At 72.7% G+C, this 16,835-nt stretch carries 16 protein-coding genes; 5 read left to right on the top strand and 11 right to left on the bottom strand.

Features of this window, described 5'->3' with window-relative positions:
* Positions 1-73: 73 nt before the first annotated feature.
* From K304_RS27755 to K304_RS27750, 5 genes are read right to left on the bottom strand one after another with little or no spacing between them, the layout of a single operon-like run.
* The gene (locus K304_RS27755) at positions 74-1,513 is read right to left on the bottom strand and encodes a cytochrome P450 family protein (RefSeq protein ID WP_037789440.1); all 1,440 of its coding nucleotides are present in this window, start codon (positions 1,511-1,513) and stop codon (positions 74-76) included.
* Positions 1,510-2,130: an ATP/GTP-binding protein gene (locus tag K304_RS0107105; protein WP_027763183.1), complete on the bottom strand. Its 621-nt coding sequence runs from the start codon at positions 2,128-2,130 to the stop codon at positions 1,510-1,512. The genes K304_RS27755 and K304_RS0107105 overlap by 4 nt, the downstream gene beginning before the upstream one ends.
* A complete protein-coding gene (locus K304_RS0107100; protein ID WP_027763182.1) occupies positions 2,111-2,467 on the bottom strand; it encodes a DUF742 domain-containing protein in 357 nt (118 codons plus the stop codon). The genes K304_RS0107105 and K304_RS0107100 overlap by 20 nt, the downstream gene beginning before the upstream one ends.
* A complete protein-coding gene (locus K304_RS0107095; protein WP_199779575.1) occupies positions 2,464-2,868 on the bottom strand; it encodes a roadblock/LC7 domain-containing protein in 405 nt (134 codons plus the stop codon). The genes K304_RS0107100 and K304_RS0107095 overlap by 4 nt, the downstream gene beginning before the upstream one ends.
* A gap of 3 nt (positions 2,869-2,871) precedes the next feature.
* The gene (locus K304_RS27750) at positions 2,872-4,452 is read right to left on the bottom strand and encodes an ATP-binding protein (protein WP_037789439.1); all 1,581 of its coding nucleotides are present in this window, start codon (positions 4,450-4,452) and stop codon (positions 2,872-2,874) included.
* Positions 4,453-5,025: 573 nt separating this feature from the next.
* Between K304_RS27750 and K304_RS0107085 the strand changes: the two genes are divergently transcribed.
* Positions 5,026-5,769, top strand: coding sequence for a GNAT family N-acetyltransferase (locus K304_RS0107085; protein WP_051308035.1), 744 nt, complete (start codon positions 5,026-5,028; stop codon positions 5,767-5,769).
* 70 nt (positions 5,770-5,839) lie between these two features.
* Here K304_RS0107085 and K304_RS0107080 read toward each other — a convergent pair whose 3' ends face one another.
* A complete protein-coding gene (locus tag K304_RS0107080; RefSeq protein WP_027763179.1) occupies positions 5,840-6,397 on the bottom strand; it encodes a helix-turn-helix transcriptional regulator in 558 nt (185 codons plus the stop codon).
* 76 nt (positions 6,398-6,473) lie between these two features.
* Between K304_RS0107080 and K304_RS0107075 the strand changes: the two genes are divergently transcribed.
* Together K304_RS0107075 and K304_RS27745 are read left to right on the top strand one after the other, a co-directional pair.
* On the top strand, positions 6,474-8,150 hold the full coding sequence (locus tag K304_RS0107075; RefSeq protein WP_027763178.1) for a bifunctional NAD(P)/FAD-dependent oxidoreductase/class I SAM-dependent methyltransferase: 1,677 nt from the start codon (positions 6,474-6,476) through the stop codon (positions 8,148-8,150).
* A 318-nt stretch (positions 8,151-8,468) separates the two neighbouring features.
* The gene (locus K304_RS27745) at positions 8,469-9,440 is read left to right on the top strand and encodes an aldo/keto reductase (RefSeq protein WP_051308033.1); all 972 of its coding nucleotides are present in this window, start codon (positions 8,469-8,471) and stop codon (positions 9,438-9,440) included.
* An 88-nt stretch (positions 9,441-9,528) separates the two neighbouring features.
* Here K304_RS27745 and K304_RS0107065 read toward each other — a convergent pair whose 3' ends face one another.
* The 4 genes from K304_RS0107065 to K304_RS27740 form a co-directional block, all read right to left on the bottom strand.
* A complete protein-coding gene (locus K304_RS0107065) occupies positions 9,529-9,972 on the bottom strand; it encodes a PIN domain-containing protein (RefSeq protein WP_027763177.1) in 444 nt (147 codons plus the stop codon).
* Positions 9,969-10,229 carry a ribbon-helix-helix protein, CopG family gene (locus tag K304_RS0107060; protein ID WP_027763176.1) on the bottom strand — a complete coding sequence of 87 codons (261 nt, stop codon included), beginning with the start codon at positions 10,227-10,229 and terminating at the stop codon, positions 9,969-9,971. Before K304_RS0107060 ends, K304_RS0107065 begins: the two co-directional genes overlap by 4 nt.
* Positions 10,230-10,443: 214 nt before the next feature.
* Positions 10,444-11,823, bottom strand: coding sequence for a class I SAM-dependent RNA methyltransferase (locus tag K304_RS0107055; protein WP_027763175.1), 1,380 nt, complete (start codon positions 11,821-11,823; stop codon positions 10,444-10,446).
* 115 nt (positions 11,824-11,938) lie between these two features.
* Positions 11,939-14,023 (bottom strand): APC family permease, encoded by a 2,085-nt coding sequence (locus K304_RS27740; protein WP_051308031.1) that lies wholly within the window; start codon positions 14,021-14,023, stop codon positions 11,939-11,941.
* Between the two features lie 69 nt (positions 14,024-14,092).
* Between K304_RS27740 and K304_RS0107045 the strand changes: the two genes are divergently transcribed.
* Complete coding sequence (locus K304_RS0107045; protein ID WP_027763174.1) at positions 14,093-14,764, top strand: potassium channel family protein; 672 nt, start codon at positions 14,093-14,095, stop codon at positions 14,762-14,764.
* Positions 14,761-15,429, top strand: coding sequence for a potassium channel family protein (locus K304_RS0107040; protein ID WP_027763173.1), 669 nt, complete (start codon positions 14,761-14,763; stop codon positions 15,427-15,429). Before K304_RS0107045 ends, K304_RS0107040 begins: the two co-directional genes overlap by 4 nt.
* A 592-nt stretch (positions 15,430-16,021) precedes the next feature.
* Here the strand turns inward: K304_RS0107040 and K304_RS27735 are convergent.
* Entirely contained in the window at positions 16,022-16,834 is an 813-nt protein-coding gene (locus K304_RS27735; RefSeq protein WP_051308029.1) for a DUF3159 domain-containing protein, read from the bottom strand.
* Between the last annotated feature and the right edge of the window lies 1 nt (position 16,835).

The following is a 16,835-nucleotide window of genomic DNA, read 5'->3' as shown; positions in this document are numbered from 1 at the left end:
TATTGCGCCATCATATGCGCGCACCGGTCCCGGGCCGGACAACCGCCCCGGGACCGGCGAGGCCGGACCGTCCCTAACGGCGCCACCGGAGACGGCGGAAGGGCCGGCGGGAGGTGGAAGCCCCGGGCGCCGTCCGGCCGGGTGCGTCCGCGAGGGCCGGAGGGGAGGGAACGCTGCGCTGGGGCGGGAGTTCGGCGCCCGCGGCCTCCTCCGGGGCCGGCGAACCCTTCGCCGCCCGGAGCCGCCCGGGGGTGAAGCGGACGGGCAGGGCGGCCAGCGGACGCGACATCAGCGAGGCGTTCCAGGTCAGCTCCTCCTCCGGTACGGCCAGGCGCAGGTCGGGCAGCCGGCTGAGCAGGACGTCGATCCCGGTGTCGGCGATGGCCCGGCCCAGGTCCTGGCCGGGGCACTCGTGCGGACCGCCGCTGAAGGCCAGGTGGGAGCGGTTCCCGTGCAGGGAGGTGGACGTGTCCGGGCGGATGGCCGGATCGGCGTTGCCCGCGGCCAGGCCGAGGATCAGCAGGTCGCCCTCCTTGATCCGCTTGCCCGCCAGCTCGATGTCCCCGGTCGCCCAGCGGCCGAGGTTGGTCGTCATCGGCGGGTCGTCCCACAGCACCTGCTCCAGGGCGTCCGGCAGCGTCATGTGGCCACCGGCCAGGTTCGCGCGGAAGCGACGGTCGGTGAGCACCAGCCGCAGGGTGCCCGCGATCAGGTTGACCGTCGGCTCGTTGGCGGAGACCAGCACGACGCGCAGGTGCTCGCGCACCTCGTCGTCGCTCAGCCGGGCCGGGTGCTCGATGAGCTTGGAGGCCACGTCGTGGCCGGGCGTGACGCGTTTGCGCTCGACGAGCTGCTGGAGCGTCTCGGTGAGGTAGTCGTTGCTGGCCACCGCCGTCTCCGTGCCACCGAGCATGTCGCGCGCCGCGTCGACGAGCCGGGGACCGTAGTCCTCCGGCATGCCGAACAGCTGCGTGACCACGCGCAGCGGGAGCTGGGCGGCGAACTGGTCGACCAGGTCGGCCCGCCCCGCGGCGGCGAAGTCGTCGACGAGCTGGTGGGAGAAGCGGGTGACGTACCGACGGATACCGCGCGCCTCGAACCGGGACAGGCTGTCGGTGACGGCGCGGCGCAGCCGCTCGTGCTCGGGGCCGTCGGCGAACACGCACAGCGGCTGCCACGCGGTCATCGGCGTGAGGGGGTGGTCGGGCGGCACGTTGCCCTCCGCCATGTCGCGCCAGCGGCGCGAGTCGCGGCTGAAGAGTGTCGAGGTCCGCGCCACCTCCAGGTTCTCCCGGTGACCGAGCACCAGCCACGCCGGCAGGTCCCCGTGCACCAGCACGGGAGCCACGGCCCCGTGCTCCGCGCGCAGCTTCTCGTACAGCGCCATCGGGTCGGCGTCGGCCTCCGGCCCGTAGAGACGCCGCAGACCGTCCGCCCCGGCGGCGTGCGCGGGGCATCCGGGCGGTGGTGCGGCCGGCCCCGGCCCGGCGGTGGGTTCGTTCGGGGAGTTCACATCGCCTCCGAAGTCGTGGCCAGGGAACGCAGGTGGTGCATCAGCGTCATCAGGACGTCACGGCTGGAATCGCGGTGCCGGGCGTCGCACGCCACGATCGGTACGGTCGGCGGCAGGTCGAGCGCGTCGCGCAGGTCGTCCACGGCGTAGGAGGGGGCGTCCGGGAAGGCGTTGACGGCCACGATGAACGGGACCGACGCCTCCTCCAGCCGGCCCATCACGTCGAAGCTCGCCTCGAGGCGTCGCGTGTCGACGAGGACGACGGCACCGAGTGCTCCGTCGAACAGGCCGTTCCACAGGAACCAGAACCGCTCCTGTCCGGGCGTGCCGAAGAGGTAGAGGACCATCTCCTGGTTGAGGCTGATGCGGCCGAAATCCATCGCGACGGTGGTGGCCGTCTTCCGTTCGACGCCGGTGTTGTCGTCGACCGTGGCGCCGGCCTGCGTCATCGTCTCCTCGGTCGTCAGCGGACGAATCTCGCTGACCGAACGGACCAGCGTCGTCTTGCCGACGCCGAAGCCGCCCACCACGACGAGCTTGACCGCCACGTTGGTCGACGACGGCAGCGCGTCCTCGCTCCGCGGCCCCGTGACCGTCTCAGAGCTTGCTGAGTCCATCGATTACCGCCTCAATCAGTGCGATGTCCGGAAGCGTGGATGCAGGGTTGCGCGTCTGCACCAGTTCCTCGTCCAACAGGTCCGTGAGCAGCACGGTGGTCACGCTGACCGGCAGCCGCAGGTATGCGGAGATCTCCGCCAGGGACAGCGGGGCACCGCACATCCGCAGGATGGCCGCGTGTTCGGGCTGCATCCCGACCTTCGGCTGCACGCGGGCGACGATCAGCGTGACCAGCCCCAGACCCGCCGTCTCCGGCGAGTCGGTGCGACCCCCGGTGATGACGTAGAGCCGCTCGGGCGTCTCCGCGTCCTCCCACTCCTCGTCTCCTCCACTCATACGGAGGATCCGTCATGCCGCGGAGGGCTCGTGAGGTGGGCTCCGATACGCGCCACCAGGTCACGCATGCACTGGCCCACGAGACCCGCGTCGACCCCTTCGTCCGCCAGCACGGCGAGATGCGCTCCCGCACCGGCCGCCATCAGGTACATGAAGCCGCCGTCGACCTCGATGACGACCATCCGCATCCGGCCGCTGCTGTGCTCGAACTCCGCGGCGATCGCCACCGAAAGGCTCTGCAGCCCCGACCCGATGGCGGCGATCCGGTCGGCGGTGTCCTGGTCGGTGGCGTGCCGCGCCATGCACAGGCCGTCCGAGGACAGCACCACCACATGACGTGTCTGCGGGACGCTCTCCGCCAGGTCCTTCAGCATCCAGTCCATGTCGACCCGCCGATCCATCACTCACTCACCCTCATCCGACGTCGTGTCTGTGCTGCTGTGGCGGGGTGCCGGCCTCGTGCGCCCCTCGCCGGACAACCCGCTCGCCAGGTCGGCCATCCACATGCCGGGCTCCGGTGTGGCGGCCTCTCCCTGCGCGACCGGCGGAGCGGCGGGAGCCGGGCGCGCGGGACCGAAGCGACCCGGGCCGTTCGGGCCCTGCCGCCGGCGGCGCCGCTGCGGCAGGCCGTTCGCGTTGCGCACCGGCTCCTCCGCGGGAGCCGCCTCCTCGGCGTCCTCGGGGAGACCGTGGGCCGGCGCCGGGGTGGCGGTCGCCGCCCGCCGCGGCTCGTGTCCGGCACCGGGGCGGACACCGCCGCCCGATCCGGCGTCCGCCGGGGTGTGCGCGCGCGAGGCGGCGCCGGGAGCGGCACCGATGCCGTGGGCGCGTACTGTGACCGGCGCCGTGGTGACCAGCTGCTTGGGCACGACGAGCACGGCCCGCACCCCGCCGTAGGCGGACGGCGGCAGCGACACCTGGAAGTCGTAGGCCCTGGCCAGGCGGCCGACCACGGCCAGCCCGAGGCGCGGCGCCTCGCCCAGGTCGTTCAGGTCGATGCCGGCCTGCGCCTCCTTGAGCATCTGCTCGGCGCGGGACCTGGCCTCCTCGCTCAGGCCGACGCCGCCGTCCTCGATCTCGACGGCGACACCCGCGTGGACCTCGCTCGCCGTCAGGTGCACCTTCGCCTTGGGCGGCGAGTACCGGGTCGCGTTGTCGAGCAGTTCGGCGAGCGCGTGGATGAGCGGTTCCACGGCCGGGCCGGTGATCGCCACGTCGACGACCGAGTGCAGCTCGACGCGCTGGTAGTCGGTGATGCGGGACATCGCGCCGCGCAGCACGCTGTAGAGGGCCACTGGCTTGCTCCACTGCCTGCCGGGGCGTGCCCCACCCAGCACGGCGATGCTGTCGGCGAGGCGGCCGATGAGCGCGGTGCCGTGGTCCAGCTTGAGCAGGTCGGCGAAGAAGTCGGGCCGGCTGCCGTGCCGTTCCTCCATCTCCCGCAGGTCGCGGGCCTGCTGGTGGATGACGGCCTGCACACGGCGGGCGATGTTGACCACACCGCGCTGCGCGGAGTCCCGCAGCGTCTCCTCGGCCTGCACGGCCTGGACGACGCTGTGCAGCAGCGCCCGGTGAGCTGCCCGGAACTCGTCGCTGAGCCCGTCCCCGGTGGACTCCGTGGACAGCAGGACGTCCTCGGCGAACTCGCCCTCCTGCAGGCGCTCGACGGCCTCGGGCAGCCGCTGCTGCGCCAGTGCCGTCGTGGCCGCCTCCTGCTGGATCAGGCGGCTGCGCAGCGCCTCTTCCCGTTCGGCGTGCCGGGCCCGCTCGGCGGCGGCCGCCGCGCCGCGGCGGGCCACCTCCGCCGCGAGTGCGGCGACGGCGAGCGTGGCCGCGGCACCGCACCAGACGACCGCCGCGCGCGCCACGGGCTGCACCAGCAGGGCGGCGACGACCGTCACCGCCGCCGTCACGGCGGCGGGCAGGAACCACGCCACCGCAGGTACGGACCGCGGGACTCCGGGGGACGATCCAGCACGAACCATCAGCATCCTCACAATATTGAAGCGACGCGCGCAACAGGCGGTGTTCTTCGTCCAGCGACGGGAAGACCGGTCAGCCGAGGCGCACACCCTCGACACGGCAACAGGACAGGGAGCGGCAGAGGAGATCCACTGCGTCAGCGCTCCGAGCCCTCGGCAGCATAGCTGCAATGAACTCGTAGATCACATAGACCTTTTGTCGGACCGTCAGCTTTTGCTTATGGCCCGTCAGGTGCGCGAGGCTCCCGGGAGAAGCCCGGCCCGCCGGTCGTGCGACGGCGCCCCAACCAACGCTTCCTCGGCTCCGTCCACGGTACGGGGACGGGGCCCGCCGCCTGCCGACGCCCCGGGGCGGGAGAGACTGAACGAACGCCCGCACGGCTCGCACCCACGGCCGGCATGCCGCCTGCCGACCGTGGCGGATCCCGGCACGGACGGCGTCCGACGCGCGCCACGCCCCGGACCGGAGTCCGCGCCGCGGCACGTGCGAGGACGTGGACGGCCGCGCGGGCGGTGACCCGACGAGACCGGCCACCATCCGGCCGAACCCGCTGCCCGCAGGAAAGGAACTGCGCCATGACGAACGACGACGAGCCGGCCCTGGACGATCCGTTCCTCGACGACCCGGTCCTCGACGACCCCGTGGGCCGGTCGCTCGGCGGCCGGCACGCGGCCTTCGCCCGAAGAGCCGGCGCCGCCGCCACCTACCTCACGGACGTGGCCACCTTCTCCGCCGTGGCCACCGACCCGGACGCTCAGGACTGGGCCGACCTCGCCCGGCTGCTCGGCCCCGGCGCCTTCGCCGACATGTTCAGCTGCCCGTCCCTCCCGCCGCCGGACTGGCAGCCGGTCTTCACCCTGGAGGGCCGTCAGATGATCTGGAACGGCGACGCCCGCCCCGGCCGGCCGGAATCCGCGCCAGGCACCGACCTCGTCGAACTGGGTGCGGACAGCGTGCCCGACGTGCTCGATCTCGTCGCCCGGACCGAGCCGGGACCCTTCTGGCCGCGCACCCACGAACTCGGCACCTACCTGGGCGTCCGGTCCGACGGCGTCCTGGTGGCCATGGCCGGAGAGCGCCTGCGCCCTCCGGGATGGACCGAGATCAGCGCCGTCTGCACCGCACCCGAGGCACGCGGGAAGGGCCACGCCTCCCGCCTCATCACCGCGCTCGCCGCACGCATCGTGGCGCGCGGCGAACGGCCCTTCCTCCACGTGGCGGAGGCGAACACCGCAGCGATCTCCCTGTACGAACGGCTCGGCTTCACCTCACGCAGGCCGGTCACCTTCCGAGGCTTCACCACCCCCGACGTCTCCTGAGGGAAGGGCCGGCGGTGCGCCCCCGGGCCGCTCGACGGCTTCCGCCCGCCGGCATCCGCCCCGAGCCGCCTCACTGGTGCACGTGGGCGCGCTGCCCTTCACGGTCGAACACCATGATCAACTCGGCCGGAGCGTCCAGGGCCGTGATCGCGTGCGGGACCATCGTCGCGAACTCCGCCGCCTCCCCCGTGTCGACGTCGATCTGCCGCTCACCCAGCCACAGACGCGCGCGGCCCTCGAGCACGAGGAACCAGTCGTGGCCCGGATGTACTCGTTGACTCGGCGGCGCGTCGGACGGTTCGAGGCGCATCTTCATCGCGACCGTGCGCCCGTCCGGACGACTCAGCGGCCACGTGGTCCGCGTGCCGCTGCTGTGGGCGACCGGGCGGATGACGACGTCGTCGTCGGTGGGCACCTCGAAGAGCGCGTCGAGACTCACCTGGAGGGCGTTGGCCAGTGGCACCAGCACGTCGAGGCTCAGCGTGCGCCTGCCCGTCTCGACACGGCTGATGGTCGACGGGCTGAGGTGGGTGCGCTCGGCCAGTTCGTCGAGGGAATACCCCAGGGTGGTGCGCATGCTGCGCAGGCGCGACCGCGCCAGGGCCTCGATGTCGGCGACTCCGTGCATGCTTCCACCCTGCCGCCTTCTTGCTGATTCCGCAAGGTGCTTTGCGGGTACCGCCGGGCGTCGTACCGTCGGACCCATGAGCGACCACCCCGCGAAGACCCGCACCTCGGCCCACCCCCAGCACGCCGAGCACGCCGAGCACTCCGACGACACCGACCACGACAGCCACACCCAGCACCCCGCCCAGGAGCGGCACTGCGACGTCGCCGTCATCGGCGGCTCGGCCGCCGGACTCGCCGCCGCACTGCAGATCTCCCGCCAGCGACGCAGCGTCGTCGTGGTCGACGACGGCACCCCGCGCAACGCCCCGGCCGCGCACATGCACGGGTACCTGGGGCACGAGGGCGTCGCGCCCGACGAGCTGAGGGAGACCGGGCGCGCCGAGGTACGCGCGTACGGCGGGGAGGTGCTCTCGGGCCGGGTCATGGGGGTGCACCGTCGCGACGACGGCCGGTTCCGGCTCGACCTCACCGGCGGGCATGCACTCACGGCCCGCCGCGTCCTGGCCGCGACCGGCCTGTCCGACGAGCTCCCCGCCCTGGACGGCGTCGCCGAGGGATGGGGACGAGGCGTGATCCACTGCCCGTTCTGTCACGGCTTCGAAGTGCGCGACCGGCGCCTGGTGCAGATCGTCACCCACCCTCTCGGCCTCCACCCGACCCCGCTGTTCCGGCACCTGACCGACCGGCTGACCGTCGTGCTGCACGATCCGGCCGGACTCGACGAGGAGGCCGTCGACGCCCTCGCCGCCTCCGGCGTCGCCGTCGAACGCCGCGAGGTCGGCCGGGTCCTCACCGGGCCGGAGGGCGAGGTGTCCGGAGTCGAACTCGGCGACGGTCGCGTCCTCGAGGCCGACGCCGTCGTGGTCGGCCCGCGGTTCCGGGCACGTGTCGACATGCTGGCCGGGACCGGGCTCACCGCCACAGCGCACCCGACCGGCGCCGGCGACGTCCTCACGGTGGACCAGCGCGGCGAGACCGCCGTACCGGGGATCTACGCGGCGGGCAACGTCACCGACCCGAGCCTGCAGGTGCTGCCGTCGGCCGCCCAGGGCAGCCAGGTCGGCGCCATGATCGCCTTCAGTCTCGCCGAAGAGGACCTGCACGCGGCCGTCCGGCGTTCGGGCGAGGAGACCGACTGGGACCACCGCTACGGGGGCCCGGACCGGGCCTGGAGCGGCAACCCCAACGGCACGCTCGTCCACGAGGTCACCGCCCTGCCCCCGGGCCGGGCGCTCGACGTCGGAACCGGCGAGGGCGCCGACGCCCTCTGGCTGGCCGAGCGCGGCTGGAAGGTGACCGCCACCGACATCTCCGGCAACGCGCTCGCCCGGGTGCGCGCCGAGGCGGACCGGCGCGGACTCGCCGTCGACCTCCTGCGCAGCGACGCCAACGATCCCACGCCCTTCGGCGCCGAGGCGTTCGACCTGGTGTCCCTGCAGTACGGCTCGTTCAAGCGCACCCCCGACCGGAGCGGCCTGCGCAGCCTGCTCGCCGCCGTCGCCCCGGGCGGCACGCTCCTGGTCGTGCACCACGACCTCACTCCCCTGCGCGACCCGGTGGACGTGGCTACCCAGACCCGGATGTACGACCCGGAGGCCTTCGTCGGAGTCGACGAGGTCGCCGCCGCGCTCACCACCGACCCGGACACCTGGGACGTCGAGATCCACGAGACCCGGCCCCGGCCCCCCGGCGCGGTCAGCACCCACCACGTGGACGACGTCGTCCTGCGCGCGACCCGGCGGGCGCGCTGACCGCGCTGCCGACCGGTGAGCGGTGGCCGGGCCGCGGGGTCCGGCCACCGGCATGAGCGCATACCCCGTGGGGCCCGCCCACGCCACGGCGTTCGGGATTCCCCCACCGCATCCGGCCGCCGTGCTTCCCACCACCCACGAGCCACGTTCCCGGCCGGCACCGTCGACTGCGGCGGCGTGGTGGGAGCCGGACCGGTTGGACGTGCCGGTGCAGGAGTAGGACGCGGCACGAGCCGGTCGGAGTGCCCGTGGCCGCTCGCAACCTGCGTCAACGCGCAAGCTTGACGTGGAGCGCGCTCCAGCGACGAAGGTGTCGCCATGACCACACCCATGATCGCCCTCGGGACGATGTACTTCGGCACCAGGGTGGACGAACGGACCGCCTTCTCGGTTCTCGACCGGTACGCCGAACTCGGCGGAGCCTTCGTCGACACCTCCGACAACTACAGCTTCTGGACATCCGAGACCGGCTTCGGCGGCCAGAGCGAGGCGCTGCTGGGCCGCTGGCTGGCGTCCAACCCCGGAGTCCGCGTCCGCCTCAGCACCAAGGTCGGCGCCCAGCCCACGCGGGTCGGCGGGTTCCCCGACCACCTCGAAGGGCTGCGCGAGGACGTCGTTCGCGGAGCCATGGCACAGAGCTTGGAACGGCTGGGCGTAGCCGGTGTGGACCTGTACTGGGCGCACGTCGAAGACCCGACCGTTCCGGTGGAGGACCTGGTCGAGACGTTCGGCGGCCTGGTCCGCGACGGCCTGACCGCCCGCTGGGGCGTCTCGAACCACCCGTCCTGGCTGCTCGAGCGGATCCGGGCCACCGCCGAACACGCCGGCCACCCGCAACCCGGCGCGTACCAGCAGCGCTACTCCTACCTCCAGCCCGCGGGCGGCATGGCCGTGGAGGGCCAGCCGATTCCGCTGGGAATGCTGTCACCGGACGGCCTCGACTTCCTGCGACGCAACCCGTCGTGCGACGGCTGGGTCTACACCGCCACCCTCCAGGGGCGGTACGACCGCGGTGACCGCCCGCTCGAGACCGCATACCGCCACCCCGGCACCGAACGACGGCTGGCGGCGCTGACCCGCGTCGCCACCGCGCGCGGACTCCGGCCGGGCCAGGTGGTGCTCGCGTGGCTGGCCTCCGGGAACCCGGCGCTGACCCCGGTCGTCGGAGTCAGCAGCGTCGAACAGGTCGAGCAGGCCGTGGTGGGCGCATCCACCCTCCTCACCGAGGATGAACTGGCGGCGCTGGACGGCGCACAGGCCGCGACGCGAGGCCGGACGCCGGCTGCGTGACCACACCGCAGAGGGGCAAGGACCAGCGGCGGGTGAGCGTCACCACCAGGGAAGTCGGCGCCTCAGCCTCAGCCGTGCGCCGCCGGCCTCAGAGTGGGAGATCGTCCGGGAGAACCCGGAACGTCTTGTGGCGACCCAGCGGACGCACCGCGCGGAAGTCGCGGCGGTCGAGCGTCAGCACTGCGTCCGTGTCGTAGTCGGCGGCAAGGGCCACGTTCACAGCGTCTGCCAGATCCAGGTCGAGGTCCCGGTAGCGGGCACGCACGGACTGGGCGATCCCCAGGTGGTCCTCCGTGATCTCGGGGACGGCGATGCGACCGCGGCGCATCCAGGTCCGGATGTCGTCGACCGCACTGTGCGCGGCTTGGCGACCGAGCTCCCGGGTCGCCACGTGATCGAGCTCCGCAAGCAGGAGAGGCGACATCACCAGGAGGCCGGCGGCCATGATCGCTTCATTCGACGCCTGGTACTCGGGGTGAGTGGAGTCGAGCGCCGCGAGGAGCCCGGACGTGTCCGCAATGACGATGATCACGCGGCGGTTCCGGCTCCGGTCTCCCGGCGCACGGCATCGGCCACGGTGTCACGCACCTCGCTCTTGCCGAGGGTGCGGCCGGCCCCCTCGAAAGTGCGGGAGAAGAGAGGCTCGTCCCAGACGCGGTTGGCCATCGCCGCGAGATGGATGCCCTGCCGGATGATCTCGGCCTCGCTGATGCCGCGCCGCTTCGCCGCCTCCTTGATGATGGCGAGGTCCTCGGGGTCGGCGTAGACGTTGGTGCGCTTCATGGACATGTACCAAAACTATCACATGTACCAGATTGATGTATGTGCAGCCGTTGCGCCTCGGTCGGCCACACCATGTTGCCGACCGGATCGACCGGGACGCCGGGGGCAACGATCTCGTCGACGGCGTCCAGCCCGTCCGCAGACAGGGTGACTTCGGGGACGTCACGCCAACGCCCGAATCACCCGCAGCGGACCTCGTACACTTCGGCGGAAGCGCAGGTCAGATGCCCTGCGGAGCGGGCTTGAGGATGGCGACGGACTCCATGTGGTGGGTCATGGGGAAGAGGTCGAAGGCGCGGAGGAAGTGGGGGACGTAGCCGGCCTCGCGGAAGTAGGCGAGGTCGCGGGCGAGGGCGGCGGGGTCGCAGGCTACGTAAGCGATGCGACGGGGCCCGAGGGCGGCGATGAGGCGGACGGTCTGCTTGCCGGCGCCGCTGCGCGGCGGGTCGAGGACGACGAGGTCGGCCTCGGTGATGCCGGTGCGCGGGAGGACGGCTTCGACCTTGCCCTGTTCGACGCGGACGCGGGGGAAGCCGGCGAGGTTGTGGCGGGCGTCCTCGGCGGCACGCTTGCCGGACTCGATGCCGAGGACGGCTCCCTGTTCGCCGAGGCGGTCGGCGAGGGCGCCCGCGAAGAGACCGGCGCCGCAGTAGAGGTCGAGGGCCGTCTCACCCTTGCGCGGGGTGAGGCCGCGCATCACGGTGTCGACGAGGAGCCCGGCGGCCTGCGGGTGGACCTGCCAGAAGCCACCGGCCGAGATCCGCCAGGTCTGGTCGTCGGCACGCTCGCGGACGTACGGGCGGCCGTGCACGCGGTGGACGTTCTTGTCCTTCTCGCCGACGCGGAGGACGGAGACGGGCCGGTCGAGTTCGACGAGCGGGAGACGTCCGCCGGGGCGCGGGGTGAGGAGGACCTGGCGGTCGCTGGAGCCGGTGGCGGCGGTGGCTTCGACGGTGGCGATCTGCGGCCAGAGGTGCTTCTCGACGCCGAGTTCGCTGACGCCGGGGGCGGCGATGAGGCAGTGGTCGACGCGCTCGACCTCGTGCGAGCGGTGCCGGCGCAGACCGGCGTGGCCGTCGGCGTCGACCGCGTACTGGACGCGGGTGCGCCAGGCGGGAACCTCCCCGGCGGGGACCTTGTCGCCGGGGGCGGGTTCGACGGTGCCGTCCCAGTTGACGTCTTCGGCGGTGAGCCCGGCGAGGCGCTGGAGCTGTTCGGCGAGCACGTCGGCCTTGAGCCGGCGCTGGGCGCCGGGCTTGGCGTGCTGCCAGTCGCAGCCGCCGCAGCGGCCGGGGCCGGAGAACGGGCAGGGGGCGGGGACGCGGTCCTTGGACGCCTCCAGCACCTCGACGGCGTCGGCGCGGAGGAAACGGGCGCCCTCCTGGCCCTCGGTGACGCGGACGCGCACCCGTTCGCCGGGGAGGGTGTGCCGCACGAAGAGGACCTGGCCCTCGTCGGTGCGGGCGACGCAGTGGCCGCCGTGGGCGACGGGCCCGACGGTCACGGTGTGCTCCTGACCGACGAGGGACGCCTCACCGGAGTCGGTGGCGGCGGCGTCGACGGGACGGTCGGCGCCGGGGGCGTCCGGGGACTGGGACATGAGGGGGTGGCTCCACTGCGTCGGGTGCTGACGGGCTTGCTGGGGCGGCAGCCGTCCAGTCTAGTGCCGGGCCGGCGACGGGATTCCCGCCCGGCGGACGGCCGTGGGCGGGGGCTCAGCGCGGCGGACTGCCGTCGTCGCCGCCGTTGCGGTGGCCGTTGCCGTTGCCGCGCGGTGGGGCGCCGGGGACGGGCCCCCGGCGGACGGCGCCGGGCGCGTTCCAGTCGGCGTACTTGCGGGCCCGACGCTTGGCGATCTCCGAGGACTCCAGCTGCCACGGCACCGAGGTCACCATCACGCCGGGGGTGAAGAGCAGGCGGCCCTTGAGGCGCAGCGCGCTCTGGTTGTGCAGCAGTTGCTCGTACCAGTGGCCGACCACGTACTCCGGGATGTAGACGGCCACCACGTCGCGCGGCGACTCGCGGCGCAGCCGCTTGACGTAGTCGATCACCGGGCGGGTCACCTCGCGGTACGGCGACTCCAGGATCTTCAGCGGCACGTCGATGCCACGGCGGTCCCACGCGGCGCGCAGCTCGCGCGTCTCCTCCTCGTCGACGCTGATGGTGACGGCCTCGAGTGTGTCGGAGCGGACGAGGCGGGCGTAGGAGAGAGCGCGCAGCGTCGGCTTGTGGATCTTGGAGACGAGGACGATGGAGTGCACCCGGGAGGGGCGCACGGGCTCCTCCTCGGTCTCCTCGACCACGAGTTCCTCGGAGACGTTGTCGTAGTGGCGGCGGATGGCGGTCATCACGGCGTAGAAGAGCGCCATGCCGACGAGGGAGACCCAGGCGCCGTGGGTGAACTTCGTGAGGAGGACGACGACCAGCACCAGGCCGGTGAAGAAGGCGCCGAAGGCGTTGATGGCGCGGGAGCGCTTCATGCGGCGGGCCGCGGCCCGGGACGGGTTCTCGGAGAGCAGGCGGTTCCAGTGCCGCACCATGCCGGTCTGGCTGACGGTGAAGGAGACGAACACGCCGACGATGTAGAGCTGGATGAGCTTGGTGGAGTCGGCGTCGTAGACGGCGACCAGTATCGCGGCGGCGCCGGCGAGCAGCACGATGCCGTTGGAGAAGGCCAGCCGGTCGCCGCGGGTGTGGAGCTGGCGGGGCAGGTAGCGGTCCTGGGCGAGGATCGAGCCGAGCAGCGGGAAGCCGTTGTAGGCGGTGTTCGCGGCGAGGAAGAGGACGAGGGCGGTGGCGGCGGCGAGGAAGACGAACGCGAACGAGCCGTCGCCGAAGACGCCCGCGGCGACCTGGGTGATCACCGGGTCCTGGGCGTAGTCCTCGCCCGCGGGCGCCCCGTCGATGAGGATCTCCGTGGCCGGGTTCTCCGCCATCTTCACGTCGGTCGCCAGGGCGAGGCCGATGATGCCGCAGAACATGGTGACCGAGATGGCGCCCATCATCGCCAGGGTGTTGGCCGCGTTCCTCGACTTGGGTTTGCGGAACGCGGGCACGCCGTTGCTGATCGCCTCCACGCCGGTGAGCGCGGCACAGCCGGAGGAGAAGGCGCGCAGCAGCAGGAAGGCGAGGGCGATGCCGGTGAGACCGCCGGGGTGCTCGGTCTGGATCTCGTAGCCGGCGCTGGGCGCGCGCAGGTCGTCGCCGAACATCCAGTGGCGGATCGCACCCCAGGCGATCAGGCAGAACACGCCGAAGACGAAGCAGTAGGTGGGGATGGCGAAGAGCTTCCCCGACTCCTTCACGCCGCGCAGGTTCATCACGGTGAGCAGCGCGATGATCGCCACGGCGGAGGCGGTCTTGTGCTCCACGATGAAGGGGATCGCCGACCCCAGGTTCTCCACTCCGGAGGAGATCGACACCGCGACCGTCAGCACGTAGTCGACCAGCAGCGCGCTCGCCACGGTGAGACCCGAGCGCCGGCCCAGGTTGGTGTTCGCGACCTCGTAGTCGCCGCCGCCCGAGGGGTAGGCCCGCACGTTCTGCCGGTACGACGCCACGACGGTGAACATCAGTACGACGACCGCCAGTGTGATCCACGGCGAGAAGTGGTACGCGGTGACCCCGGCGAGGGACAGCATGATCAGCACTTCGCCGGGCGCGTACGCCACGGAGGAGAGCGGGTCCGAGGCGAACACGGGAAGGGCGATGCGCTTGGGCAGGAGGGTCTGTCCAAGCCGGTCGCTGCGCAGGGCCCGCCCGATGAGAATCCGCTTCGGCAGGTCGGTCAACTTCGGCACGGGGAGGATCGTACGCGGGCACTCGTGCGATGCTGATACGGCCCGCTGCAGCGGATGAGAGGGACGGGCGTGCACATTGTGATCATGGGCTGCGGACGCGTAGGCGCCGAGCTCGCACAGGCCCTGGAACAGCAGGGTCACACGGTCGCCGTGGTCGACCGCGACCCCACGGCGTTCCGTCGGCTGGGCTCCGGCTTCGGCGGGCGTCGGGTGACCGGGCTCGGCTTCGACCAGGACACCCTCCGGGAGGCCGGGATCGAGGAGGCCGGCGCGTTCGCCGCCGTCAGCAGCGGCGACAACTCCAACATCATCTCGGCCCGGGTCGCGCGGGAGAACTTCGGCGTGGAGAACGTCGCCGCCCGCATCTACGACCCGCGGCGCGCCGAGGTCTACCAGCGGCTCGGCATCCCCACGGTCGCGACCGTGCGCTGGACCGCCGACCAGATGCTGCGACGGCTCCTGCCGTCGGGCGCGGAACCGCTGTGGCGCGACCCGAGCGGCGGCGTGCAGCTGGCGGAGGTGCACGCGTCGGAGGAGTGGGTGGGCCACCGGGTCAGCCGGCTCCAGGAGGAGACGGGCGTACGCGTCGCCTTCCTCACCCGGCTGGGCGAGGCCATGCTGCCGACGTCGCAGACCGTGCTGCAGGAGGGTGATCTGGTGCATGTGATGATGCGCACCGACCAGGTAGCCGAGACGGAAGCGGCCTTCGCGAAGGGCCCCGAGGAGGCGCAGCAGCGATGAGGGTGGCGATTGCGGGTGCCGGAGCCGTCGGCCGCTCCATCGCGGGCGAACTGCTCGAGAACGGCCACGAGGTGCTGCTCATCGACAAGACGCCGTCGGCGATCTCCGTCGAGCGCGTCCCGCTGGCGGAGTGGCTGCTGGCCGACGCGTGCGAGATCACGTCGCTGGACGAGGCGGCGCTGGAACGGTGCCACGTGGTGATCGCGGCGACCGGGGACGACAAGGTGAACCTCGTGGTCTCGCTGCTGGCGAAGACCGAGTACGGCGTGCCGCGGGTGGTGGCCCGGGTCAACAACCCGAAGAACGAGTGGCTCTTCAACGAGTCGTGGGGCGTCGACGTCGCGGTGTCTACGCCGCGCCTGATGTCGGCGCTGGTCGAGGAGGCCGTGAGCGTCGGCGACCTGGTGCGGCTGCTGCGCTTCTCGCAGGGCGACGCGAACCTGGTCGAGCTGACGCTCGCGCCGGAGGCCGCGCTGGCGGGGACGCGGGTCGGCGACGTGGCCTGGCCGCAGGACACCGCGCTGGTGACGATCATCCGGGGGAACCGGGTGCTCACGCCGAACCCGAACGACGCCCTGGAGGCCGGGGACGAGCTGCTGTTCGTGGCCGCGCCGGCGCGGGAGGAGCAGTTGGAGGACCTGCTGTCCGTCCGCGGGTCGGGCTGACGCCCGGGGGCAGCCGACGTACGGCGCCTCGGCCGCGGGGTTCCGCCCCACCTCCCGTGCCGGGGACTCCCCGCCGGTGGCGCGGGTGACTCTCGCGCCGCGGCCGCGCGCCCGGACACCACCTGCGCCGGCGGCCGGGCAGCTCGCCGCAGCAGCCGGGAGAAGGACAGGGCCCCGGCCCGCTTCGCGGGCCGGAGAGCCGGCGGCCTCCGGCCGGACGGCCACCGTTTCGCGGGCCGGACACGCGGACGGGTCCCCTCCGGACGAGGGCGGCGACGCCGTCAGCAGATGCACCGAGACCTGACGGGACCGGCGCCGTCGGCCGAGGACCACTCCCCCGCACGGGGCGCGCAGCCGCAGACCGGCGCGCCCGGGCGGACCGGGTACGGCCGGTACCGGACCACCCCGCCTGCGGGCGCGGGCCCCGGGAGGAGGTCGCGCCGCATCCCGGCGGCCCTGCGCAGTCCGTCACCCCAGGGCTGTGAGGAAGTGGCGGCAACCGGAGCGTGACGCCCACCAGCCGCCTCGTCGGGGCGACCGGCGGGGGTGGGGAGCCGGTGACGGCGGAGAGGGGGCCCCCGGCCCGGAGCGCCTACGCGCGGTGGCGGCCGCGTTCGGGCGCGGGCCCGGGGGTGTCGTCGGCCTTCGGGGCGGTCTCCGCCGCCTTCGCCTCCTCCTCGGCCTCCATCTCGGCGAGGACGTTGATCGGCGGCGGGGCCTTCGCCAGGAAGATCCAGGTGAGGTAGACGGCCAGCAGCAGCGGAGGGATCTTCAGGGCGACGGTGACCCAGCCGAAGCGGGTCGGGTCGGCGAAGAAGTACAGGGGGAAGAGGATCGCCGACTTGGTCAGGAAGATGAAGCCCCAGGCGTAGCTGGCCTTGACGTAGGCGCGCTTGCGACCCGGGTTACGGGTGCGCCAGGAGAGGTTCTCCTTGAAGATCGGCCCCAGGATGATGCCGAGCAGCGGATAGCCGGTGGCCGCGCTGATCAGGTAGGCCAGCGCGAGACCGAGCCCGTACAGCATGCCCGGCAGGTAGAAGTCCTTCGCGTCCCCGGTGAAGACGGCGAAGGCGACGCCCACCGCGACGCCGAAGACGCCGCTGAAGGCGTGCTTGACCGTGCTGCGGCCGAGGAGCCGTGCGACGCCCATCAGGGCGGAGAGGACGAGTGCGGCGATGGCCGCGGTGTGGATGTCCCGGTTGATCGTGTAGATCAGGATGAAGCAGAGCCCGGGGACGGTCGTCTCGATGAACCCGCGGAGGCCGCCGAACGCCTCCAGCAGCGCGGCGTGCGTCTCGGCCTGGTACGTCGCTCCGTCCGGTGACGCCGTGGTCCCGTCCTCGGCGGGCGGGGGCGCGGCCCCTTCACGGGTCTGGTGGGCGGTGTCCCTGTCGAGTGAGGTCACC

The organism is Streptomyces sp. CNS606, from assembly GCF_000426325.1.
The sequence above is the reverse complement of the archived record's forward strand: the minus strand, read 5'-3'. Positions and strand labels throughout refer to the sequence as shown.